Source organism: Metabacillus niabensis (genome assembly GCF_020524345.1).
GTDB lineage: Bacteria > Bacillota > Bacilli > Bacillales > Bacillaceae > Metabacillus > Metabacillus niabensis_B.
In genome coordinates this window covers 310,447-334,975 of the sequence record NZ_JAIVLH010000001.1, presented here as the reverse complement: position 1 = coordinate 334,975, position 24,529 = coordinate 310,447, and the positions used below count along the sequence as shown (strand labels likewise).

Below are 24,529 nucleotides of genomic sequence, written 5' to 3'. Positions count from 1 at the left end.
TACCATAAAAAAGCACTAATTACAATGTTTTATGTATAACATTACCTGAGTCGCTATCATATACCATGATTATGTATACAACTTTTCATATATGGTTTACCCGTCATTACAGGTAAAGAAACTCCTAATAAGAAAACCGTCTCCAAATGGAAAACGGTTAGATGGTACATCATAAATTAATGATCTCTTTTGGCAATTAAATCACAAAACTGTTCCAATAAATCGGTTTTTGTTGACAGGTGCAAAAGCAGTTCTTTCGCTTGCTTAATATGATCTTGAAGTTTTTCTTTTGCCCCCTGCATAGAAAGAATAGAAGGATATGTTGTTTTTTCATTAAGGGTATCTGATCCTACAGGCTTCCCAAGCTTATCTTGACTGCCCTCAATATCCAAAATATCATCTCTGATTTGGAACGCAATTCCAATATGATAAGAAAATTCTCTTAATTTTTCAATATCTTCTTCTGGCGCTTCTGCTAATATTGCTCCAGCAAGAATACTAAAGCCTAATAATTTAGCCGTTTTATTTTCATGGATATATTGAAGTTCCTCAAGGCTTAGACTTTTTGCTTCACCTTCCATATCTGCAACTTGTCCGCCAACCATTCCTTCTGCACCAGCTGCTTTAACAAGTTCAGATACTAGTCTTAACTTATTCTCAGCTTTTACAGCAGGATCATCCACGATCAGAGAAAAACTCTGTGTTAATAAACCATCACCTGCTAAAACGGCCACTGCTTCTCCGAATACTTTATGATTAGTCGGCTTTCCTCTTCTCAAATCATCATCATCCATACAAGGTAAGTCATCATGGACTAATGAGTATGTATGAATCATTTCAATTGCACAGGCAGTCGCAATTCCTATGTCCTCAGACTTTTTATACGTATGAAGTAAAGCCAAGACCAGCACCGGTCGTAAGCGCTTCCCACCTGCTTTTAATGAATAAAGCATTGATTCTTTAATGGATTGAGGAGTTGATAAATCATTAATAAATAGCGGCAGAGCTTCTTCAATTTTCTTTTTACGAGAGATTAGAAAATCGTTCACATTAATATTCACGATTTCTCTTCCTCCTGAAGCTCAAACGGCTTTAATTCACCATCTTCGCGCAAGATATAATCCATCTGTTTTTCAACATGCTGCAGCTTATCATGACAAAGCTTTGAAAGTTCCATACCATTTTGAAAATATTCGATTGCTTTTTCTAACGGAACATCACCTTCTTCAAGTTTTCCAACAATCTCCTCGAGCTGTTGCATGGCCTGTTCGAATGATAACTCTTCTTCTTTACTTTGTTTTTCATTACTCATGAATCGTACGCTCCTCTATTCCCTGAACTTCACAATCAAGTTGTCCATCTTTTAATTGCACCTTTAGTACTTGACCTTTAGAAATTTGATTTACGCTTTTGATCAGCTTATCTTCTTGGTAAACTAGGCTATACCCGCGGTCCATAATTTTTAACGGACTTAATGCATTTAGTTTATCAATTGTAGCATGAAATTGCGAATGTTTATGTGTGATAATTGATGACATTTCCCTATTAAGCTTTTTTAACAAAGTCTCATACGCTTCATTCGAGCGTTTTACCTGATCCTTTGGATGAACTTTTTCAAGTCGGTTTTTAACATATGTATACGTTTCTTTTTTACGAAGGATCACTCTTTCTCCTTCTTTATGCAATCGATCAATTATGTTGTCAAGCTGTTGTTCCTTTTGCAAATAAAGCTGTTTAGGATATCGAAATGCATAGGATGTTCTATAATGATTCAGCTTTTCCTTTTGTGCAGACAATTTTTCCGTCATTGCTCTTGTTAATCGGTTTTTTCGTTCTAAAATTCTTTCCAACAATTCTGTAGAATGTGGAACAGCCATCTCTGCAGCACCAGTAGGTGTGGGTGCACGTAAATCGGCTACAAAATCTGCAATTGTAAAATCTGTTTCATGTCCAACTGCTGAAATGATCGGCACTTGTGAAGAGAATATCTCACGAGCAACTATTTCTTCATTAAATGCCCATAATTCCTCAATTGATCCCCCGCCACGACCAACAATTAATACATCAAGGGTTCCTAATCGGTTTGCCTTTTTAATTGCTTCAGCAACGGATGCACCTGCTTGAATACCTTGAACAAGTGCTGGAATTAATATGACCTTCGCCATTGGATATCTTCTATTTATTGTTGTTAAAATATCACGAATTGCCGCTCCGGTTGGTGAAGTGATAACCCCGACTTCATTAGGATATCTTGGTATTGGTTTTTTATATTTCTCTTCAAAAAGACCCTCTTGTTGAAGCTTTTTCTTTAATTCCTCATAAGCCAGATAAAGACTGCCGATCCCATCCGGCTGCATCTCTTTCACATATACTTGATATCCGCCACTTTGTTCATATACAGTGATTTCACCTCGCAATAGAACCTTCATACCGTTTTCTGGCTTAAATTTCAACGATTTATTAGCTCCGGCAAACATAACAGCTTGGATTCTTGCTTTTTCATCTTTTAGCGTAAAGTACATATGTCCCCGACTATGAAGATTAAAATTTGAAATTTCTCCTTTAATCCATATATCAGTCAAATGAGGATCAACATCAAATTTACGTTTTATATATTTTGTAAGTGCTGTAACTGTCACATACCTAGGTTCACTCATATAGTTGCCTCCTTTCCAATCGTGTAGATTCAAAAAAAAGTTAAGGACAGAATGCTAAGCCTCATTCCGCCCTGAACTTTCTTAATTAATAGAAGGCTTATTTGCTTTCTAAGTAATTTTTTGCTGATTGTACAGTATTATGAGCAAGCATTGTGATCGTCATTGGACCTACTCCCCCTGGAACAGGTGTTAAGAAACTAGCCACATCCTTTGCCTCATCAAATACTACATCTCCAACCAATTTCCCAGTATCTAATCGATTTACACCAACATCAATTACGACTGCTCCAGGTTTGATTTGGTTTCCTTTAATAAAATTAGCTCGTCCAACAGCTGCAACCAAAATATCCGCTTCTTTTGTATAAGAAGTTAAATCTTTTGTTTTTGAATGGCAATAAGTAACTGTTGCATGTTCGTTTAATAGTAATTGACCTACCGGTTTACCAACAATATTACTTCTTCCAACTACTACTACATTTTTTCCGGCTATTTCAACACCTACTGATTTGATCATTTCAACAATACCTGCAGGTGTGCATGGTAAAAATGTATCTTGTCCAGTCATCATTCTACCGATATTGATTGGGTGGAAGCCGTCAACATCTTTTAGAGGTGATATTTTTTCCACAACAGCAGTTTCATTAATATGTCCCGGTAATGGAAGTTGAACTAAAATCCCATGATATTCATTATTGTTATTATAGCTCTCAATAACATCAAGAAGTTCATTTTCACTTAGAGACTCGGGGAAATGTTCCAATTTAAATCCAACACCGATTTCTTCAGCAGCTTTTTGCTTTCCTCTAATGTAAGAAACAGATGCAGGGTTATCTCCTACTAAAATAACAACGAGCTTTGGTAGTAATCCCCTTGCCTTAATTTGTTCTACCTCTACCGCCAGCTCACTTCTTTTTGTTTTTGATAATTCTTTACCATCAATGATTGTTGCAGCCATTCCTAATTCCTCCTAAAGTTATCTCTCTAGATTTTGTTTAATTTTAGAAAGTACACCATTAACAAACTTACTTGAATGGTCATCACCAAATGCCTTTGCTAATTCAACAGCTTCATCAATCGCTACATTTGCTGGAACATCTTCTGCAAATTTCAGTTCATATGCAGCCATACGTAATATCGTTTTATCGATATTTGCTAAACGCTCAATTGTCCAGTTAACAAGGTGTGGAGCAATGAGCTCATCCAACTCCTTCTGATGTTCAATTGTTCCGAATACGAGCTGGTTCAAAAACGCGTCTGATCGTTCCTCTTCCAACGCATGCTCAATTGCTTCATTTGGGTCTGTTTGGCTAACATTCACTTGAAATAGTGCTTGCAGTGCCTTTTCCCTTGCTGTTCTACGCTTCATTCTATACTTGCTCCTTTAATGTTTAAAAATGTCGAATGTCATAAAGTGATCATACCATATCTACCTAGTAGATTCATTCGTAATTTCATATGTTTTTTGTTATATCCCGAATGAAAAGGCTTTTATCCAAATAAACATTCGTTGTTTGTTTAAATATATCCTCTTAACAATATAACCAGTGATAACTATACTATAAACCAATTTAACTAAATACTATGTCATTAGAAAAACTTGGCTTATCACCAAGCCCTTATGTCAAATGCCTTAGTTTTTCTTATACTATCTGATCTGACACAAAAAAAGAAACCAAAGGCATAACCCTTGGCTTTTTTGTAACTTAATTTCTATTCATTATCTACATTTCTTGATCTACTTCAACATCTTGAGTTTTTGTTTCAAATTGAACACCCACAACGTGAATATTCACTTCGTTCACTTCTAATGCTGTCATATTCAATAATGCTTGACGAATATTATCTTGAATTTTTTGAGCAACAGTCGGAATTGATACACCAAAGATCATCACACAGTATACGTCGATAATGATTCCTACGTCAGTTAAATCAACTTTTACACCTTTACCATGATTTTTCTTTCCCAGACGCTCTACAACGCCGGCTGCAAAATTGCCTCGCATTGAAGCAACACCTTCAATTTCAGAAGCAGCAATACCTGCTATCACTTCAATTACTTCCGGAGCAATTTCAACTTTACCTAAACCATTATTCTCAGGATTCATTTCTAACACATTATTTGTCTCTTTCAAGAATCGCACCTCCGTGTATTTTTATGATTCCATCACTTTATGCAGTTCTAAAAATTTTGTATTAAACTCTCCGCTAACAAATTTTTCGTGATCAAGAAGTCTTAAATGGAATGGAATTGTAGTAGAAATACCTTCTATCACAAATTCACTTAATGCACGTTTCATACGAGAGATTGCTTCTTCTCTGGTAGCACCATATGTTATTAGCTTTGCAATCATTGAATCATAATATGGCGGAATTGAATATCCGGGATATGCTGCTGAATCCACTCTTACACCCAAACCTCCCGGAGGTAAGTACATCTCAATTCTGCCGGGAGACGGCATGAAGTTCTTTTCTGGATTTTCTGCATTAATACGACACTCAATAGACCAGCCATTAAATGTTACTTCTTCTTGTGATACAGACAATTTCTCACCGGAAGCTACTTTAATTTGTTCTTTTATTAAGTCTATGCCCGTTACCATTTCAGTTACTGGATGTTCAACTTGGATACGTGTATTCATTTCCATAAAATAATACTTCTTATTCACATGGTCAAAAATGAATTCAACTGTTCCTGCACCAGTATATTGAACAGCTTCAGCTGCCTTAACTGCCGCTTCTCCCATTTGCGAACGAATATCTTCGTCAAGAGCTGGTGATGGTGTTTCTTCTATTAATTTTTGAAGTCTACGTTGAATTGAACAATCACGTTCACCTAGATGTATTGTATTACCATGGGTATCAGCTAACACCTGAATTTCTACGTGACGGAAATCTTCAATGTATTTTTCAATATATACTCCAGGATTTCCAAACGCAGTTGCTGCCTCTTGCTGGGTGATTTCGATTCCTTTTATAAGTGCCTGCTCGTCTTGAGCAACACGGATACCTTTACCTCCTCCGCCAGCAGTTGCTTTAATTATAACAGGATATCCCATATCGTTGGCTAATTTTTTCGCTTCATCAATGTTCTCAATAATTCCTTTTGAGCCCGGGACAATCGGAACACCGGCCTGGCGCATCGTTTCCCTTGCAACATCTTTTGTTCCCATTTTCGAAATTGCGTCAGCGCTAGGACCTACGAAGATAATATTGCATTCTTTACAAAGCTCAGCAAAGTCGGCATTTTCTGCTAAAAAGCCGTATCCGGGGTGAATCGCATCACTTTCCGTTAGCTTAGCTACGCTAATAATATTCGTAAAGTTCAAATAGCTGTCTTTTGAAGATGTTGGCCCAATACAATAAGCTTCGTCAGCTAACTGTACATGCAGGGCTTCTCTGTCCGCTTCTGAAAAAACAGCAACTGTTTCAATATCAAGCTCTTTACATGCTCGGATTATTCGAACAGCAATCTCGCCTCGATTGGCTATTAATAATTTCTTAATCATCATTTTAGCTCCTTACTCAGGCTTTACAAGGAATAGAGGTTGACCATACTCAACAAGTTGTCCATTTTCTGCGAGTATTTCAACAATCTCACCTTTTACTTCTGCTTCGATTTCATTAAAAAGTTTCATCGCTTCTACGATACAAACAACTGAATCATTTGTTACTTTAGAACCAACTTCAACATAATTTCCTGCCTCAGGTGATGAAGCTGCATAGAATGTCCCAACCATTGGAGACGTAATTTTATGTAAATTTGCAGTGTCTGCTTTAGACTCCTCTATCGGTGCGGAAACCTCAAGTGTAGCTGGTTGTGCAGGTGCTGCTTGTGTTTCTATCTGCTGCACTTGGGCAGCTTCAGCTGGTGGAGCAGCCACTACGTTACGTACAACTGTTTCAACCTCATTTGTTTGTTTTTTCATTTTTATTTTTGAACCATCTTGTTCAAATGTAAATTCATTAATAGAGGAATGATCAATTAATTTAATAATTTCTCTGATTTCCTGGATCTTTAGCATGCTTAAGCACCCCTTTAATTCATGTGACCATGGTAAAACTCATGATCTTTTATTTTATAATCTAGTACTAAAACTTAGTCCCATAATACCATCTTACGATACATAATAGAAGAAATTCAACATTAATTCTTCCCATTTATGAGCAATTCTACAGAAGGAGCGTAAATTTTTTTCTTCTTGGATGATCTTTTTCCATAAAAATTTGAAGATTATGGATAGAATAGGAAAAGGATCAACCCTTTATGGATTGATCCTTCCTATTATACCATCTTTATTGAGCAGGCTCGAAAGTTACAATAACATCTTCCATGTTTTCCATTTCATCTCTTACAAGTGTCATGATTTGGTTAGCCGAAGATGCATTATGTTCTTTTGCTTTTACAGTAATTTTCACATTATTCCCATCTGCTCGAACAAGTGCATCGTCAAATCCTTTTGATTTGATTAACGTTTCAAGAAGCATTTCCTTTCTTGCTGCATCATTCAATGCTTCCATTTCATCATAAGCGTCGCTTTTCTCTGTTGCAGATGCATCATTACTTGCAACGATCGTTTGTAATTGTTCTTTTAACTCATTTCGTTGATCATCTAATTGCATACGAAGTTCAGTAAATAACTCATCACTTGAAACACTGGAGCTTGAGATAACAGTTCCATCTTCTAACTCTTCAGTTTGTACTTCACCTTCTTCGCCAGCTTCAGTACCTTCAGTTTTTTCTGATGTTTCATCTGTATCAGTTGCTTGGGATTCTTCTGTTGCTTCTGATTCTTCTGTTGTTTCAGTAGCTTCAGCATTTTCTGCTTCTGCCCCCTCTTCTTTCGCTACCTCCTGACCATCCTCAGTTTTTGCATTTTCACTCACTTTTTGATCGTCACCAGTCATAACAACATTACTTGATCCACCCTCCGGAGAAGTAACATAATATACAGATAATACCACCACTAAACTTAGCATTGTTAATAACCAAACCGTTTGCTTTTTCAACATCATCTATTCATCCTCCTTCATTTTTTTCGATGCTACAGCTACTCGGTGGCTGGGTACTCCCAGCACTCTCGTAACCGATTCTACAATGGTCTTTTTTATGTGAATGTTGTCAGCACCACCGGCGACGACTAAGACACCGCGAATTTCAGGCTTTTTTGTTTGAATGACAATGGGTGCCTCTTTTTCACCATCTTGGATAATGACAACTTGTTCATCTTTTGAAGAATCCTCTACTTCACGTTTACCACCCTCACGATCCGTCTCGGTAGTTGTTTGGCTCTGCGTGACGGTGTTTTTTTCAACAATCTTCTTTGAGGTGGAATCCACATTTACAACGACATGTACCTCACCAACCCCTGATATTGACTCTAGCACTTCCTTTAATTGATTCTCATATTCTGCTTCATAATCAGAGATGGAGTCAGCCTTATCACCATTTGTCTGTTTGAATACCTCTGTTTCTTCATTTGCTGAGGTATTAGCGGATGTTTGTATTGAATTCTGTGATTGTTCAGGACTACTTGTAAAAAGATTGCTTACTAGCATAAAGGCAACTCCTAGAACAAACACTAGAATAAAATAATGATATTTTGATGGTTTCTTCGAGTTTGACTGACCAAGAATTGATTTAAGTTTATCTATAAAGCTTTCTTTATTGCTCATTTAATGACTCCTCCCCCCTTTCCAGATCCAATGTGATTTTTTCTTCTTCGACTTCCCAAATTTTTGCTAACGATGCTGCGATTACTTCTTTATGAATTTTATCTACAGATTCATTTTTTGTTATGTCTTTAGATGCATCAATTTTGACAGGCTCAATAACTTCTACTGTTCCATCCCCTGCTACTTCTGTTACTTCATTTGGTTTTAAGATTACCTGAATATGTTGCAAATCCTTTTGAGAGGCAATGTCTCCTACATTTTCTGATTCGGAAAGAAGGATTGATTCAATCATCACATCATATTTTTGCACCAGCTCCTCTTCTGCCATCGTTTTCATTTGGACAGCCATTTGTTCTAAAATATATGCACGTTGTGAGGCTTGTATTTCTTTTTTCTGAAATTCTATTAAATTTTTTCCGTTTTCATCTTCTGAAGCCGCTTGAAGATTGAATTCCGCTAGTATGTCATTCATATCTGTTGAAAAAATTTTAAAAATCGGATTGATAATAACAATGATTAACAGTAAACTAATGACCATTTTTGCGTATTTTTGCATGGAGGAATTTGGTAATAACAGGTCGATAACGACGGCCAGTAAAATAAAAACAATGATATTGGTTATCCATTCTGTTAGAAACGACACTTTATCTCCTCCCTCTTAACGCATCATGATTGTTAAATTACTGGCAGCGATAATAACTGTTAAACTTAAGAAAAACATTAACGACACAATAGCCAATGCAGCAAATATATAAATGACACTTTTACTAATAATATCTAAACAGGAAATGACAGGTCCCCCGCCAAGTGGTTGTAGAATTGCTGCCGCAAACTTATAGATTAATGCAAGAGATAATACTTTAATCGCAGGGAAAGCAACGATAAACAACAGCACAGCTACTCCAAGTACACCAACCGTGTTTTTCAATAAAACAGATGCACTTATGACTGTGTCCGTAGCATCAGTAAACATTCTTCCCAGGACAGGAATAAAATTTCCCGTAATAAATTTTGCCGTTCGGATCGTAATTCCGTCTGTCACAGCCGCCGAGGCACCCTGGACAGATATGACACCTAGAAAAATTGTAAGAAAGGAAGCTAATAAACCGATGCTTATATTTCTTAACAAGTTAGCAAGCTGGGTGACTTTGTATTGGTCTGTTAGAGTGCTTACAATATTCAAAAGGGCAGATAAAAATAATAGCGGCAACACAACATTCTGAATCAATAGACCGCTTGTATTCATAAGAAAAATGATGACAGGGTGAAAAAATGCTGCAGAGGCTAGTCCCCCTGAAGAAGCCATTAATGCTAATAAAAGTGGAATCAGTGCCAAAATAAAGTTCGTCATTGCATGGATCGCTTCATTTGTATACTCAATGGCCACATGAAAACTATTTAGGGCAATAATGATTAACACCATATACACTAAAGCATATGCCACTTTGCTTACAGCGCTCTGATTGAAGGCATTCTGCAATAACTGCAAAAGCATACTAAAAATTGTTAGCAAAATAAGTGTGCCCAGTAATTTTCCATTCGCTATTAATTCATGAAACATAAATTTCAAAAATGCTTTTATCCACTCTTGAAAAGAAAGTTCTTTTTCACCATTTAGGAATTGAAGAAGACTACCTTTTTGACTTTCGGGTAAAAACCCTCCGTATTTTGTCATTACTTCATCCCAATAGGTTTTGATATCTGAGATTTCAAGATTTTCAACCTGTTCATTAACAAAGGTCTCGGCATTTATTTCTAAATCCGAATTGGCTTCTTCTGATGTTTGCTGTGGAGTCGTGGAGGCTTGTACATTTATTGGGACTACTAGAAAAATAGAAACAAAGAATATGAAAGTAAGTATTTGCCGCATTCACACACCTCCAGCTTATTCAGCTTCTTTCTTTCTTCATTCATTCCTTACTTCTTGATAAGAATGAATTATGTTCCTGGTATCATTCCTAGAACCGTCTCAATGATAACCGTTAAAATTGGGATAGCCATGGTAAGAATAAGGATTTTCCCTCCTAATTCAATCTTAGAAGCAATGGCACCTTGTCCTGCGTCTTTTGTAATTTGCGCACCAAACTCTGCTATATAAGCGATGCCGATTATTTTTAGGATCGTTTCTACATAAATCAAATTAACATTTGCATTTAAAGCAATCCGTTCAACCATTCGGACAATTTCATATACTTGATCAATTAAAAAAAGAAAAATCACACACCCAACAAATACAACAAGCATAAATGCAAAGGTAGGTTTTTGCTCCTTTACAATAAGGGCAAGAAAGGTTGCAATTAATCCTAGTCCGACAATTTGGATGATCTCGATAAAAATCGCCCCCCTTACCCTTGAAAAAGAAAGACTGATTTAATCTTCTTAAATAAATCATCTACAATTGATGCCACCATAAACAAAATATAGATGAATCCAATTAATGTGACCCATTGTGCATACTCCTTCTTGCCCATTTGATCTAAAATTGTGTGAAGGAATGCAACGACGATTCCTATCCCCGCAATTTGAAAAATGGTGTTTATATCTACGCCCATTGCGACAACTCCCTTTCACCTACATCAATAAAATGACTAATAACAACCCCGTTAAGACTCCCAAGCTTTTGACCATGCGTTCATATCGGTTTTGTCGATCAATCGCATCTGCTTCTTCTCTTTCTAAATGGGTAAGTGCGAGTCTAATATGCTTTTGCTGTGAAACTCGATCATGCTGACCAAGCGTTTCACCAAATTGCTTTAACACTTCATATTCTCCCTGTTTAAAAGCCGTTAAGCGCCATATCTCCTTTAAACTTTCCTCCCATGCACCCTTTACACTTGTGTGTCCTTTTATTAGCTTTTCAGCAAACTGTTCAAAGAAGCCTGATAGTGGCTTCGGAAGCTGTTTTGAAATATTCTGTGCTGCCACAATAAGCGAGGTATGACCATACATAATCTCTGCCTCCAAGGATTGAAGGGCAACTTTTAGCTGACGAAGTTGTCTTGTTCGTTGATTTAAATGTTTCGCTGCTTCAAAACCAGCCCAAGTTGTCGCAATAATAATGAGAAATGCACCCATCCATTTGATCATTTACGACACACTTCCTTCTTTTAGTAAGTGCTTACCCTGATGATTTAGGATTTGCTGGACAGTTCCCGGTCCATCTCTTCTTGATAATTCAAGATACCGATCAAAAACATTTGCCTCTACTAACGATTTGATGCTTGGACGATTCATTAATTCACTAGCTTTATATCCATGTACAGAAACAAATAACTGAACACCTGCATGTACGGCTTCTAAAACAGCTTCCGCATCTTCAGCAGTACCGATTTCATCAACCACCAGTACGTCCGGACTCATCGATCTGATCAGCATCATCATTCCCTCAGCTTTAGGGCATGCATCAAGGACATCCACTCTATCCCCTAATTTGTGCTGTGGTACCCCCTTAACACATCCTGCTATTTCAGATCGCTCATCAACAATCCCGACTTTTCTTGAAGGAATATGTTGATAGCCGCTGCTAATTAATCGGGCAAAATCGCGCAACAAAGTGGTTTTTCCAGTTTGTGGTGGACCAATAATAAGGGTATTTAACCACTTTTGATGGTAGACATATGAAACAAATGGTTCCGCAATTCCCAGCTTCTCTCTTGCAATTCGAATATTAAAAGATGTTACATCACGTATCGCTTTAACTCGTCCATTTTCTGTAATCACCCGGCCGGCTAACCCGACACGGTGACCACCACGAACCGTGATATAGCCCTTTTTCAATTCATCCTCTAATGTATAAATTGAATAATGGCTTAGCTCGTTTAATAGATTGATTGAATCTTCATATGTTGTCATCGATGAGAGAAAAATGGGTTTCCCGGCTATGATGACTTCAACCTTTTTCAGTATACGAATACGAATTTCTTCTACTCGAGACAAACTTGCAGGATGAAGCTTTAAGATTTCTTTTCTTATGGATTCCGGAAGCATTTCTAGCAACTCTTTCATACCGCTTCCTCCTATTAACCTATTCGTTACTTTAATCTATGCATGCTTGACCACATTCATGACATAAAAGCCCGGAGATTTATTGTGAAGCATATGGGCTATTCATCTATTTGTAGATTCCAAAGAGGATAAAAAAAACACCTAATCCAATAAATAGTAATTTTGCATAAGACAGTTGATCGGCAATATGAAAAATCCCTATTGTCATCGTTACAATAAAAATAACTGGACCAACAATCGCCAATAATGAATTAATCGTTACTGCTTTTTTTACATCATTAAAAACCAACATTAAAATTGCAGCTGTTAATTCAATTCCTGCTGATAAAAATCTAAGACCTGCCATAGCGAATACTGTTGAATCAATATGTGTAAATAAACGTTTCATGTTGTCCTCCTAAAAGCATAAGTTTGTACACCATATGCCAAAGAGAAGTAATTTAGACAGAAAAGATGGAAGAAGATAAGAGCAAAACGAATGAATTTCTATCATGGGGTTTGTTACATTGCTATTTATATTGGGGATAAAGGCAGAAGACAATAAAAAAAGATGCTAACAAAAGTAGCATCTTTTTTCAGTAAAGACATTACGCACGTGATACGTACGTGCCTTCAGTTGTATTAATAATTAAACGATCACCTTGGTTAATAAAGAATGGTACTTGTACAGTTAAACCTGTTTCAAGGGTAGCTGGTTTAGAACCACCTGAAGCTGTATCACCTTTAATACCAGGTTCAGTGTCTGTTACTTCCAACTCAACAGTGTTTGGAAGCTCTACGCCGAGTGTTTCTGTACCAAACATCATAATTTGAACTTCCATATTTTCTTTAAGGAATTTCAATTCATACTCAATTTGAGATGATGGTAATTCAATTTGATCATATGTTTCTGTATCCATGAATGCATGCTGATCACCATTTGCATATAGGTATTGCATTCTACGAGTTTCAATTTGAGCTTTCGCTACTTTTTCACCCGCACGAAATGTTTTTTCTTGAACCGCTCCGGTACGTAGATTACGTAATTTTGAACGAACAAAAGCAGCACCTTTTCCAGGTTTCACGTGTTGGAAATCCATTACACGCCAAATACCGTTGTCCACCTCAATCGTTAATCCTGTACGAAAGTCATTTACTGAAATCATGAAATAGTCCTCCTAAGTTGGTAAATAAATAAGGAAACTTGAGCATTTCACTCAAAACCTCATTCTTATATGTAAAGAACATGTCTTCCCTATTATAAAATAATAAGATCTTTTGGCGAATGTGTTAAAGACTCATTGCCATTAGCCGTGATGACTGTATCGTCTTCAATTCTCACCCCGCCAAGACCAGCTACATAAATACCTGGTTCAACGGTCACAACCATCCCTGGTTCTAGAATTGTATCAGATCTAAAAGATAAAGCCGGCCCTTCATGTACTTCCATTCCAAGACCATGTCCTGTTGAATGACCAAAATACTCACCATAGCCTTGATCTTTTATGTAATCACGAGTCAAAGCATCCGCTTGCTTGCCTGTCATTCCAGGTTTGATACCATTCATTCCGCGCAATTGTGATTCAAGTACGACAGAGTATATATTTTTCAGTTCATCACTCGGTTCACCGACAGCAAACGTTCTCGTAATGTCTGAGCAGTATCCTTTGTAGTATGCACCAAAATCAAGTGTAACAAAATCACCTTTTTCAATTTCTTTTTCGCTTGCAACGCCATGTGGTAATGCGGAACGATACCCCGATGCTACGATAATATCAAAAGATGAAGAAACCGCTCCGTTTTTTCTCATAAAAAATTCTAGCTCATTTGCTACGTCGATCTCCTTTAAACCCGGTTTGACAAAAGTAAGAATATGTTTATACGCAGCATCAGCAATCTCTGCCGCTTCCTTTAATATCTTAATCTCTGAAAGAGACTTTATCAAGCGTAACTTTTCTACTGCACCAGATACCGGGATAAACTCTGTATTTTTCAAGGCATTTTTATACGCTGTATAGGTTTGATATGTAACATGATCTTGCTCAAATCCCAATCTCTTAATTCCGAGTTTATCAACTTGAGTTGCAACTTCCTCAACAATAGGACCCGTATGTTGAACAATTTCAAAACCATCTATCTCTTTTGCAGCTTGTTCTGTATAACGGAAATCTGTGATAAATACAGCTTTTTCTTCGGAAATAACGACTACTCCAGCAGTACCTGTAAAACCTGTCATATATCTTCTATTGTAACTACTTGTTATAACAAGCCCTTCAATGGATAACTCTTTAAAGCGTTTGCGGATATTTTCTAATTTCATGTTCTACTGCCTCCTATCTTGTCTTTTATTGCAAGAATGGCTAATTCATACCCTTTAAACCCTAACCCAATAATTTGACCGGCTGTAACAGGAGCTGTAACTGATGTATGGCGGAATTCCTCTCTTGCATGAACATTTGAGATATGGACTTCAATAACTGGAACAGAGATACTCGCAATTGCATCCCGAATGGCATAACTGTAATGTGTAAAAGCACCAGGATTGATCACAATGCCATCATACTGTTCATCTGCTTCATGAATCGCGTCAATTAAATCACCTTCATGATTTGATTGAAAACAAGTTACTTCACAGTTGAGCTTTTCACCAAATGTTAAGAGTTCCTTTTCAAGATCTGTTAATGTATTTGACCCGTAAACTCCCGGTTCACGTACACCTAATCGATTTAAGTTCGGTCCATTTATAACTAACACTCTCATATATGATTTTACACCTCTTTTCATAAGCAAGGATGTAGTGCCTAAATGTGATGTGTACTTATATTATTAGATATGTTTTTAATTACATAAAAAAGAATGTTCATCACATGAACATTCTACCATATCAAGCTATTGTTTTCCTTAGCTTTCTAACCTGGTATTGAATTCTTTATAATCAAACGAAATCGAGTATCCGATAAACAGTCCGTACAATATATAAAGGCATATTGTTGTTACTATGGTTCCACGAGATAATTCTAAAACAGTTTCTACATTTGGAAAAATCGGATTTAGAACAAAAAATACCAGCGCCCACAATGCGACTCCGTAAGCAAGACCAAGCCATACGCCATCGAAACGTCTTAAGATTGCATAATACACTAATGCTGCTCCAATCGAAATTAATCCTATAATAATAATACTTATTAAATTACCAACAACGCCATCTTTCCAGTTTCCTAATGCGAACGGTTGTAATATCAGGTTAGGACTTACTTCTGTGAAATTCAAAATGTAAGCTAGATAGGCCAATGCACTCCAAAAAACTCCACCAATAAATCCTGTTACAATCGACTTTCCCATCACAGACATCGGTTCTTCTTTTTTATTCTGCTCTAAATCTGGTTGATCTTTTTTCTTTTTCTCTTCTTCTTTAGCTGCCATTTTCCAACACCTCCATTCTTACTATGTCCATTTTTTGCGTATGCATGTTTCCTTAAAGATCTTGTGGATAAAGTGAGACTTCCATCAGTGGGGGTTCTCTTCATCCCCTACTGATGGTTAGCGAGACTTATCGGACCTTTACGGGCAGTTATCTCCAACTTATCTTCTTTTCTTTTCTCGAATCATGAAGTGGAAGTTTTACTGCCCGTTAAGGTGGGATAAAATTTACACTTTTTCATCTTAATCATGTCTAGTAAAAAAATGCGTGGGTATAATGTTAGTATAGGAATAATTTCCAACAATTCGTTTAAACTAAGCGTTAGAAAAAGGAAGAATCACGATCATTTGTCCATTATTACCATCCAAATAAACAGTTTAATCGTTCCTTGCAAATTGCTGGCTCTTATAATGTTTATTTCTAAACATCACTGTAGAGGTTTCTTTCTAAATTCTGTATTATAGAGATAATAGCTAAACTCTGATTAAACATTGTTTACTTCCATAATAAGAATTAGATAGGTTGGTGTCACATGGCAAATGAAAAAAAACCTGCATATGGTGGGCAAGCTGTTATCGAAGGCGTTATGTTTGGTGGAAAACACCACTACGTAACAGCCATTCGTCGAACAGACAACTCCATTGATTATTTCCATTTACCTAGGAAAAGTCAGAAAACGTTATCTTCTTTGAAAAAGATTCCTTTTTTACGGGGAATTGTGGCAATCATCGAGGCAAGTGCTAACGGGTCTAAGCACTTGAATTTCGCTACTGAGCGCTTTGAAGTTGATCCGGCGGATGACGAGCAAATGATTGAAGAGCAAAAGAAAAGTGATTCAAAACTAACAATGTGGCTCGGCATTGCAGCAGTAGGGGTTCTTTCCTTTTTCTTTGGTAAAGTTATCTTTACGCTTTTACCTGTTTTCTTAGCAGAATTTTTCCGTCCCCTTATCTCTTCGGATTTCGGGCAAATTCTCATAGAAGGTGCTTTCAAACTCGCGTTACTTTTAGCATACATATATGCTATCTCATTTACACCTTTGATAAGACGCGTGTTTCAATACCACGGGGCAGAGCATAAAGTAATTAACACATACGAAAATAATCTAGAGTTAACAGTTGAAAATGTTCAAAGCCAATCACGATTGCATTACAGATGCGGCAGTAGCTTTATTCTCTTTACAGTCATTGTTGGTGTTTTTGTTTACACACTTGTTCCGACAGATCCATTATGGTTAAGAATCGTAAATCGCTTGGCTTTAATACCTGTCGTACTTGGTATTTCTTTCGAAGTACTACAGCTCACAAATAAGGTTCGCCACATTCCGGTTTTACGATTTTTAGGGTATCCGGGTTTATGGTTACAACTTTTAACAACAAAAGAACCTACAAATGACCAAGTTGAAGTAGCAATCGCAAGTTTTAATGAACTTCTTCGGATGGAAAAAGAGACTCAGACATCCGCAGAGCAAATCGTGTGATTTGAGCGTATTTTGATTGGTATCTTTCCTTGGAGGTGGTCAGGATGACTCGTCGTACTAATTGGATCGTCATGGTTATTATTTTACTAGGAGTAATAGGTTTTGTCACAACCCTCGTGTCAGAGCCTCTATGGCTTTTAAAACAAATTGCAATCTATGCAGCAATCGCCGGGTTAATTTACCTTATTTATCGATTAGTTTCTAGAAGAAAAATGGGAAAAGAGCAATCTTCCTATTTAAAAGCTGCGAAACAATCCAAAAGACGTTTTGACGACCGAAGCAATAAAGGTTCAAATGTAAGAAACATTTCTCAAGTAAAGAAAACAAAAAAAGCCTCTGCCATAAAAAAGAAAAAGCAACAACCTTCACATTTAACAGTGATTGAAGGAAAGAAAGGAAAAAAGAAAAACCGAGCGTTTTTCTAATATGACCAATTTTTTAAAAATTCGTTTGTTCGTCTTCGACCTAGCTCTATTAGAGCTAGTTTTTTTTGTTCATTTATTTCGAATTCTGTTGTGACAATGTTTTCAACAGGAATAAACACAATATCTTTTTCATGTCTTTTGGAAATATGCCTGCTATCATGTGCATCTTTCATTGTTTCAAATAGAGCATTAAACATATCAATTGCATTATGAATTTCTTTAGCGGGTCTTTCCTGTTCACTAGAACTCAATTTTATACCTAGAACAGGCCTTTTTTTGGTATGTTTACTTTTTTGCTGAAAAAGCCATATTGGAAAGTTACTAAGTACACCACCATCAACAAAAATATTAACCCCTTTTGACGTTGTTAATTTTACAGGTTCAAAAAAATAAGGGAGGCTGCAGCTCATTCTCACTGCTTTTGCTACTGAAAAAGATAATGGCTCGATTCCATATTTAAGAAGATCATCAGGCAACACGATTAACCGACCATTTGTTAAATCTGAGGCAACAACTCTTAAACTACCTACTGGCAGATCCGCAAATGTAGAAATCCCTTTGTTTTTTAACTTTTGACAGATCCATTCTTCCAGTTTGACTCCACGATATAAACCCAAATTCCAATAAAGTGAAATCCATTTTGTAAATGGGAGCGGTAGAAATGATTTTCGGGCGTCTAATAACATTTTCAGGTCTAATTCGTCCATCATTTCTAATATTTCATCACTTCTATAACCAGCCATAACAAAGGCACAAATAATAGATCCTGCACTTGTACCTGCAAGACGTTTAAACTCGAACCCTCTCTTTTCAATCACCTCATACGCTCCAATAAGAGCAAATCCCTTTATTCCACCACCTGAAAATACACCATCAATTTGCATAGCTCCTCACCTTCCTCCTTTTATAGTGTAAGAGATGGGGTGGAAAAATAGACCAATCGAATTGTCATTAGAAAGCAATTTGGTTTCGATTTTTCTTGGAGGAAAAATAAAAAACTCCCGCAACTTGGAGTTTTTTGAAAACTAATCATGTGTATTCTATTGTTTCATTTTTGGATCCAGAACGTCTCGTAAGCCGTCTCCCATTAAATTAAAACCTAAAACGGTTAGCATAATGGCTAAACCTGGAAAGAACAAGGTCCAAGGAGCCTGCATAAGGTATTGCTTTGAATCTGATAACATTTTTCCCCATTCCGGATTTGGCGCTTGAGCTCCTAATCCGAGGAAGCCTAGTGCTGCCGCCTCAATAATAGCTGTTGCAATGGCTAATGTCCCCTGCACAATAATTGGTGTCATACTGTTCGGTAAAATATGCCGAAAAAGAATTCTATTATCACGCATCCCTATCGCTTTTGCTGCCATTATGTATTCCTCCTGTTTAACACTCAGAACTTTTGATCTTACAAGTCGACCAAAATTTGGAATATTGATAATAGCGATTGCAATCAGTGCATTTTGCAAGGAGGGTCCAAGAATAGCTACAACTGCAATAGCTAGCAATATGCTAGGAAATGCTAACATAATATCAAATATCCTTGAGATGATTGTATCAACCCATCTTCCGTAATAACCTGCAATAATACCAAGAAACGTACCAATTATCGCAGATCCTAATACTGAAAAGAAACCAACCCAAAGAGATATTCTTGCACCGTATAGAACGCGGGAAAAAATGTCTCTACCGAAATCATCAGTCCCAAACCAGTGTTCACTTGATGGGGCAAGTAATCGTTTTGACAGTTCTTGGTCCTTAAAACCATATGGAGCAATAATTGGAGCAAGCAACGCCAGGATAAGGAAAAAAATCACAAGACCTAATCCAACCAAGGCTAATTTATTTTTACAAAAGGTTTGCCATGCCTCTTTCCATGGTGGTGTAACCTGTTCTTCTGCTATCTTATTCAAAGTATGAGGTTTATTTTTAGCAACCTCTGCCATTGATATCCCCTCTTTTCGTTATTGATGATATTTAATTCGCGGATCGATAACGGCATATAATAGATCAACAACTAGATTAATAAAAACAAAAATCGCTGCAATCATTAAAATTCCTGACTGAATAACCGGGTAATCACGGTAACTAATGGCATCATAGAGATAACGTCCAATACCAGGCCACCCAAAGATTGTTTCAGTCAAAATTGCTCCTCCTAAAAGGAGACCTGTCTGCAACCCAATAACTGTTAAAACGGGTATAATGGCATTTTTTAATGCATGTTTATATACAACCCAAAACATGTTTAATCCTTTTGCTTTCGCAGTTCGGATATAGTCTGATTTCATAACCTCAAGCATGGTGGAACGTGTCATTCTTGCGATAATAGCCATTGGAATGGTCGCAAGGGCAAGGCTTGGAAGAATCAAGTGTTGAATAACCTGTACAAATTGATCTGCTCTGCCTTGAAGAATTGTATCAATCATATAAATATTCGTTATCGCCTCAACAGGATTTCTTACATCTTCCCTTCCTGTTGACGGTAACCATCCTAATTCGATCGAAAACACCCATTGCTCCATTAAACCAAGCCAGAATATAGGCATTGACACACCGATTAATGCTAAAATCATCGCAAGGTAATCAAACCATGAATTTGAAAACCACGCACTGATAATTCCTGCATTGACTCCAATAAAGATCGCTATAATCATGGCGACCAGTGTAAGTTCAATGGTTGCAGCCAGATATGGCCATATTTCTTCATTTATCGGCCCTCTTGTCCGTAATGATGTACCAAGATCTCCCGTAAAAAGAGCTTGTAAATAATCGACATATTGAATATACCACGGTTTATCTAACCCTAATTCTTTCGTTAAAGTAGCAATCGCCTCTTTTGTAGCCTTTTGCCCGAGAATAACTTGTGCAGGGTCACCGGGAATTGCCCGTATAATGGCAAAAACAACCAATGTCATTCCAAACAAAACAGGTATAAGTGAAAACAGTCGACGAACCGTATAGGACAACATATGCTCACCTCTTTTTTATTAACATGTAGGTTTAGGTATCTTAACGCCCCCTTTTTATAGAGGAAAAGGAAATCAAGCAGCTAGCCTTAAAGTTCACATAGGGATTAGGTTTACTAGGAGAGAAAAGTGCCAATTCAATATTTCCAGTCGAGATAAGGGAGACTATGTCTCCCCATCTAACAACTTTATTTAAATTCAACTTTTGTCAATGCTTCCGAGCCGGTAGGATGTGGGAAGTAATTAGCAATATAACTCGTTCCAGCTAATAAAGGTGTAGAGTGAACAAGTGGAACCCAAGGTGCATCTTCATGAATAATCTCTTGAGCCTGCTTATATAATTCATTTCGTTTATCTTGTTCTGTCTCTTTTTGAGCATTAATTAATACATCATGAAGTTCATCATTACTATAGTAAGAATAGTTGTTGCTTCCGATACTATCTTTATCTAAGAGGGTATATAAGAAGTTATCCGGATCACCATTATCACCGGTCCAGCCTAACATGTATGCATCGAATTCCCCTTTTGCTGCTTTTTCCAGGTATGTTGCCCAATCAACCGACTGAATTTCTGCTTTGACGCCAATTTCTGCAAAAGATGCTTGAATAACCTCCGCAACCTTCATTCCTTCTGGCATATAAGGCCTTGCTACCGGCATAGCCCACAGGTCCATGTCAAATCCGTCTGGATACCCAGCTTCCGCCAACAACTCTTTCGCCTTTTCTAAATCATAAGGATAGTCTTCAATTTCATTGTTATATCCTTCAATTGAAGGTGGCATTGGATTCTTCGCTGCCTCCGCTTTTCCACCATAAAACGCATCAATTATTCCTTGCTTATCAATCGCATGATTTAATGCTTGACGAACAAGCTTATTATCAAATGGCGGTCTATTTGTCGTAAAACCTAAGTATCCAACATTCATAGATGGTCGCTCAATTAATTGTAATTGATCATTATTAGTAACCGTCGCTTCATCAGAATTATTAACTCCATCCATTAAATCAATTTCTCCGTTCGTTAAAGCATTTAGCCTTGCCGTATTTTCAGGAATAACTCTGAATATTACTTGATTTAACTTTGGGAATCCTTCCATCCAATAGCTTTCATTTTTTTCCAAAACAATTCGATCATTCTGCTTCCATTCTACAAATTTAAACGCACCTGTTCCGACTGGATTTTTCCTAAAATCATCACCATATTCCTCAACAGCTGTTGGACTCGCAATACCAAATGGAGACATGGCTAAATTTTTCAGAAATGGAGCTTGGGGACGGTTAAGTGTAAATTCAACTGTATACTCGTCTAGAGCTTTAATCTCTTTAATAACATGACCTTCTTCTCCCTTAAATCCGCCAAACATCGTGTAGTAAGGAAAATCATCTGCATTCCCACTCATCCAACGATTAAAGTTAAATACAACAGCATCTGCATTAAAATCTGTCCCATCATGGAACTTCACACCCTGACGGAGCTTTAAGGTGTAAGTTAATGCATCATCTGATACCTCCCACGATTCAGCAAGACCAGGATGTAAGGTCGTATCTTGCTCACCATACTCTAGTAGTGTTTCAAAAATATTTTCCGTTACTTTAAAGGTTTCTCCCTCAGTCGTTGTAATAGGATCCAGTGATGTAGAATCCCCTCCACGCCCAAACACCAGTGTGTCCTTTTTGGTTTCCGCATTGTTTGCGGGCTGTTCTTTTCCACCTGCTTCTTGATTTGAATTTCCACTACAACCAACTAGCAGCATGCTTAGTGCTAACAATGAAACTAGTAACCACTTCATATTCTTTTTCATTTTCCTTTCATACCCCCATTAGTTATTTATCATCAATGTTGCTTGTCATCGATTGTATAGATGACAAGCAACAAAATGACCATCTATGTTTTGATCATTAGGTCTAATCGATTTACAAATGTCCATACCTTCTGAACATCGAGTATGAAAAGCACATCCTGAAGGCGGGTTTGAAGGACTTGGCATTTCTCCTAATAAAGGAATGTTATGACGAATAACATCAGGATCAGCGCTTGGAACAGCAGATAAAAGTGCTTTTGTATATGGATGCATAGCCTTTTTATAAAGTTCCTCACTATCCGCTAATTCAATCAATCTACCTAAATACATCACTCCTACCCTGTCACTGATATGACGAACAACACCAAGGTCATGTGCAATAAAAATATAGGTAAGTTGGAATTCCACCTGAATATCTTTCATCAGGTTTAATACTTGGGCCTGAATTGATACATCCAGAGCTGAAACAGGCTCATCCGCAATAATTAATTTTGGTTTTGTCATAAGGGCTCTCGCTATCCCAATTCTTTGTCGTTGCCCACCACTAAACTGGTGTGGATACCTTCTAGCATGGTGACGACCCAATCCAACAATTTCCAACATCTCCTTTACCCTTTTCTTTCTTTCCTCCTTTGTCCCTATTTGATGAACAATCAATGGCTCTTCCAAAATTTTTTCAATCGAGTGTCTTGGATTTAAGGAGGCATAGGGATCTTGAAAAACCATTTGGATATCTCTCCGTATCTTTCTTAATTCATTCTTTGACATTGTTGTTATCTCTTTATCTTCAAATACAATTTTTCCATCACTTGCCTCTATTAATCTCATTAGGAGACGACCTGTAGTTGATTTCCCGCAGCCACTTTCACCAACAATGCCTAAAGTCTCTCCTTTCTTTACATAGAAGGATAGATCATCAACTGCCCTCACTTCCCCCGTTTGTTTCCCTAGTAATCCATTATTGATTGGGAAGTTTTTTTTCAATCCATCAACTTGAAGAAGAAATTCGGTCATTTTTATCAACCTCCCCGCTCTTTTTATGTAAAAAGCACCGCACATTATGTCCTTCCTTCATCATTTTATATAAGCTTGGTACTCCTTCTAGGCATTCACCATATGCCTCCTCACATCGCGGGGCAAAACGGCACCCTTGATGTGAACTCCCATGACTCTGAATTTGGCCAGGTATACTATATAAGCGCTCTATTTTCCCTCTAATATCCGGGATGGATTTTATTAACCCCTTCGTGTAAGGATGTTTTGGATCTTTTAAAATAGTCTTAACATCACCTTGTTCAACAATTTGGCCTGAATACATAACAAGTACCCGATCACAAATCTCTGCAACTACACCCAAATCATGTGTGATGAAAATAATCGAAGTATTCATGTTTGTATTTAGTTCTTTCATAAGTGTTAAAATTTGCGCTTGAATCGTAACATCAAGAGCTGTTGTGGGCTCGTCTGCTATTAAAACACGGGGATTACAAACCATCGCCATAGCGATCATAACTCTTTGCCGCATTCCGCCGGATAGTTGGTGCGGATACTCATTTATTATTTCTTCTACTCTAGGAATCCCTACTAATTTCAATAATTCAATTGCTTTCAACCTGGCACCCTTTTTTGTTACATCAGTATGTAATCGTAGTGCTTCTGTTAATTGATTTCCTATCGAAAACAAAGGATTTAACGAGGTCATTGGTTCTTGGAAAATCATTGAAATTTGATTCCCTCTAATCTTTCTCATATTTTTCTCATTTAGCTTGGTTAAATCTTTTCCCTCAAACAAAATTTCACCGGTTTCGATCAACCCTGGAGGACTGGGAATTAACCCCATTGCTGCTAATGATGTTACACTCTTTCCGCTACCAGACTCTCCTACAATCCCTACTATTTCTCCCTTGTATACATCAAAACTAATATTTTTTACAGCTGGCACTACCTTTTTTTCAGATCTAAAAGATATACTTAATTTTCTTATTTGGAGTATTGGTTGTATACTCAATTTCTCACCACCATTATTTTATTAAAATGATAAACTATTAAAATATAATGAAAGTACTGAATATTATTGCATAATATGTTAATGCTCATTGTCATAATCGGTCGTTTACACTTAAG

At 37.1% G+C, this 24,529-nt stretch carries 29 protein-coding genes; 2 read left to right on the top strand and 27 right to left on the bottom strand.

All coding sequences use genetic code 11. The features are described 5' to 3' along the window. Positions 1–176 precede the first annotated feature (176 nt). From LC095_RS01735 to LC095_RS01635, 21 genes are all read right to left on the bottom strand, one after another. On the bottom strand, positions 177–1,061 hold the full coding sequence (locus LC095_RS01735; protein ID WP_226526525.1) for a polyprenyl synthetase family protein: 885 nt from the start codon (positions 1,059–1,061) through the stop codon (positions 177–179). Further along, a complete protein-coding gene (locus LC095_RS01730) occupies positions 1,058–1,312 on the bottom strand; it encodes an exodeoxyribonuclease VII small subunit (protein WP_226526524.1) in 255 nt (84 codons plus the stop codon). Before LC095_RS01730 ends, LC095_RS01735 begins: the two co-directional genes overlap by 4 nt. Beyond that, positions 1,305–2,657 (bottom strand): exodeoxyribonuclease VII large subunit, encoded by a 1,353-nt coding sequence (gene xseA / locus LC095_RS01725; RefSeq protein ID WP_226526523.1) that lies wholly within the window; start codon positions 2,655–2,657, stop codon positions 1,305–1,307. Before xseA ends, LC095_RS01730 begins: the two co-directional genes overlap by 8 nt. A 97-nt stretch (positions 2,658–2,754) precedes the next feature. Further along, positions 2,755–3,612, bottom strand: a complete 858-nt coding sequence (locus tag LC095_RS01720) for a bifunctional 5,10-methylenetetrahydrofolate dehydrogenase/5,10-methenyltetrahydrofolate cyclohydrolase (protein WP_226526522.1) — start codon at positions 3,610–3,612, stop codon at positions 2,755–2,757. A gap of 18 nt (positions 3,613–3,630) precedes the next feature. Further along, the gene (gene nusB, locus LC095_RS01715) at positions 3,631–4,023 is read right to left on the bottom strand and encodes a transcription antitermination factor NusB (protein WP_078432647.1); all 393 of its coding nucleotides are present in this window, start codon (positions 4,021–4,023) and stop codon (positions 3,631–3,633) included. Between the two features lie 355 nt (positions 4,024–4,378). Further along, the gene (locus tag LC095_RS01710; RefSeq protein WP_078433519.1) at positions 4,379–4,762 is read right to left on the bottom strand and encodes an Asp23/Gls24 family envelope stress response protein; all 384 of its coding nucleotides are present in this window, start codon (positions 4,760–4,762) and stop codon (positions 4,379–4,381) included. 48 nt (positions 4,763–4,810) lie between these two features. Then, a complete protein-coding gene (accC, locus tag LC095_RS01705) occupies positions 4,811–6,163 on the bottom strand; it encodes an acetyl-CoA carboxylase biotin carboxylase subunit (RefSeq protein ID WP_226526521.1) in 1,353 nt (450 codons plus the stop codon). Positions 6,164–6,175: 12 nt separating this feature from the next. Next, a complete protein-coding gene (accB, locus tag LC095_RS01700) occupies positions 6,176–6,679 on the bottom strand; it encodes an acetyl-CoA carboxylase biotin carboxyl carrier protein (RefSeq protein WP_226526520.1) in 504 nt (167 codons plus the stop codon). Positions 6,680–6,950: 271 nt separating this feature from the next. Further along, positions 6,951–7,670 (bottom strand): SpoIIIAH-like family protein, encoded by a 720-nt coding sequence (locus LC095_RS01695; protein ID WP_226526519.1) that lies wholly within the window; start codon positions 7,668–7,670, stop codon positions 6,951–6,953. Next, a complete protein-coding gene (gene spoIIIAG, locus LC095_RS01690) occupies positions 7,671–8,330 on the bottom strand; it encodes a stage III sporulation protein AG (RefSeq protein ID WP_226526518.1) in 660 nt (219 codons plus the stop codon). Continuing rightward, positions 8,320–8,973 carry a stage III sporulation protein AF gene (spoIIIAF, locus tag LC095_RS01685; RefSeq protein WP_226526517.1) on the bottom strand — a complete coding sequence of 218 codons (654 nt, stop codon included), beginning with the start codon at positions 8,971–8,973 and terminating at the stop codon, positions 8,320–8,322. The genes spoIIIAG and spoIIIAF overlap by 11 nt, the downstream gene beginning before the upstream one ends. Before the next feature lie 15 nt (positions 8,974–8,988). Next, a complete protein-coding gene (spoIIIAE, locus tag LC095_RS01680) occupies positions 8,989–10,200 on the bottom strand; it encodes a stage III sporulation protein AE (RefSeq protein WP_226526516.1) in 1,212 nt (403 codons plus the stop codon). 68 nt (positions 10,201–10,268) lie between these two features. Then, positions 10,269–10,667, bottom strand: coding sequence for a stage III sporulation protein AD (spoIIIAD, locus tag LC095_RS01675; protein ID WP_026558845.1), 399 nt, complete (start codon positions 10,665–10,667; stop codon positions 10,269–10,271). A gap of 8 nt (positions 10,668–10,675) precedes the next feature. Continuing rightward, positions 10,676–10,882, bottom strand: a complete 207-nt coding sequence (gene spoIIIAC, locus LC095_RS01670) for a stage III sporulation protein AC (protein WP_026558844.1) — start codon at positions 10,880–10,882, stop codon at positions 10,676–10,678. 19 nt (positions 10,883–10,901) lie between these two features. Next, positions 10,902–11,417 (bottom strand): stage III sporulation protein SpoIIIAB, encoded by a 516-nt coding sequence (gene spoIIIAB / locus LC095_RS01665; protein WP_226526515.1) that lies wholly within the window; start codon positions 11,415–11,417, stop codon positions 10,902–10,904. Further along, a complete protein-coding gene (spoIIIAA, locus tag LC095_RS01660) occupies positions 11,418–12,335 on the bottom strand; it encodes a stage III sporulation protein AA (RefSeq protein WP_226526514.1) in 918 nt (305 codons plus the stop codon). It abuts the gene before it with no gap. Between the two features lie 106 nt (positions 12,336–12,441). Then, positions 12,442–12,723: a YqhV family protein gene (locus tag LC095_RS01655; RefSeq protein ID WP_226526513.1), complete on the bottom strand. Its 282-nt coding sequence runs from the start codon at positions 12,721–12,723 to the stop codon at positions 12,442–12,444. Positions 12,724–12,922: 199 nt separating this feature from the next. Beyond that, positions 12,923–13,480: an elongation factor P gene (gene efp / locus LC095_RS01650; RefSeq protein WP_226526512.1), complete on the bottom strand. Its 558-nt coding sequence runs from the start codon at positions 13,478–13,480 to the stop codon at positions 12,923–12,925. A gap of 92 nt (positions 13,481–13,572) precedes the next feature. Further along, the gene (locus LC095_RS01645) at positions 13,573–14,634 is read right to left on the bottom strand and encodes a M24 family metallopeptidase (RefSeq protein WP_226526511.1); all 1,062 of its coding nucleotides are present in this window, start codon (positions 14,632–14,634) and stop codon (positions 13,573–13,575) included. After that, entirely contained in the window at positions 14,631–15,074 is a 444-nt protein-coding gene (aroQ, locus tag LC095_RS01640; RefSeq protein ID WP_226526510.1) for a type II 3-dehydroquinate dehydratase, read from the bottom strand. Before aroQ ends, LC095_RS01645 begins: the two co-directional genes overlap by 4 nt. Before the next feature lie 141 nt (positions 15,075–15,215). Further along, positions 15,216–15,737, bottom strand: coding sequence for a YqhR family membrane protein (locus tag LC095_RS01635; RefSeq protein WP_226526509.1), 522 nt, complete (start codon positions 15,735–15,737; stop codon positions 15,216–15,218). 530 nt (positions 15,738–16,267) lie between these two features. Here LC095_RS01635 and LC095_RS01630 point away from each other — a divergent pair. Together LC095_RS01630 and LC095_RS01625 are read left to right on the top strand one after the other, a co-directional pair. Continuing rightward, positions 16,268–17,215 (top strand): DUF1385 domain-containing protein, encoded by a 948-nt coding sequence (locus LC095_RS01630; protein WP_226526508.1) that lies wholly within the window; start codon positions 16,268–16,270, stop codon positions 17,213–17,215. A 44-nt stretch (positions 17,216–17,259) separates the two neighbouring features. Then, positions 17,260–17,640 carry an SA1362 family protein gene (locus LC095_RS01625; RefSeq protein ID WP_026558835.1) on the top strand — a complete coding sequence of 127 codons (381 nt, stop codon included), beginning with the start codon at positions 17,260–17,262 and terminating at the stop codon, positions 17,638–17,640. Here LC095_RS01625 and LC095_RS01620 read toward each other — a convergent pair. From LC095_RS01620 to LC095_RS01595, 6 genes are all read right to left on the bottom strand, one after another. Continuing rightward, a complete protein-coding gene (locus LC095_RS01620; protein ID WP_226526507.1) occupies positions 17,637–18,524 on the bottom strand; it encodes a patatin-like phospholipase family protein in 888 nt (295 codons plus the stop codon). The genes LC095_RS01625 and LC095_RS01620 overlap by 4 nt on opposite strands. A gap of 156 nt (positions 18,525–18,680) precedes the next feature. Next, on the bottom strand, positions 18,681–19,580 hold the full coding sequence (nikC, locus tag LC095_RS01615; protein ID WP_226526506.1) for a nickel transporter permease: 900 nt from the start codon (positions 19,578–19,580) through the stop codon (positions 18,681–18,683). Positions 19,581–19,598: 18 nt separating this feature from the next. Continuing rightward, positions 19,599–20,606 (bottom strand): ABC transporter permease, encoded by a 1,008-nt coding sequence (locus LC095_RS01610; RefSeq protein WP_226526505.1) that lies wholly within the window; start codon positions 20,604–20,606, stop codon positions 19,599–19,601. A gap of 185 nt (positions 20,607–20,791) precedes the next feature. Next, positions 20,792–22,405, bottom strand: coding sequence for an ABC transporter substrate-binding protein (locus tag LC095_RS01605; protein WP_226526504.1), 1,614 nt, complete (start codon positions 22,403–22,405; stop codon positions 20,792–20,794). Between the two features lie 45 nt (positions 22,406–22,450). Next, positions 22,451–23,419, bottom strand: a complete 969-nt coding sequence (locus LC095_RS01600) for an ABC transporter ATP-binding protein (protein WP_226526503.1) — start codon at positions 23,417–23,419, stop codon at positions 22,451–22,453. Then, a complete protein-coding gene (locus tag LC095_RS01595; RefSeq protein WP_226526502.1) occupies positions 23,394–24,413 on the bottom strand; it encodes an ABC transporter ATP-binding protein in 1,020 nt (339 codons plus the stop codon). The genes LC095_RS01600 and LC095_RS01595 overlap by 26 nt, the downstream gene beginning before the upstream one ends. Between the last annotated feature and the right edge of the window lie 116 nt (positions 24,414–24,529).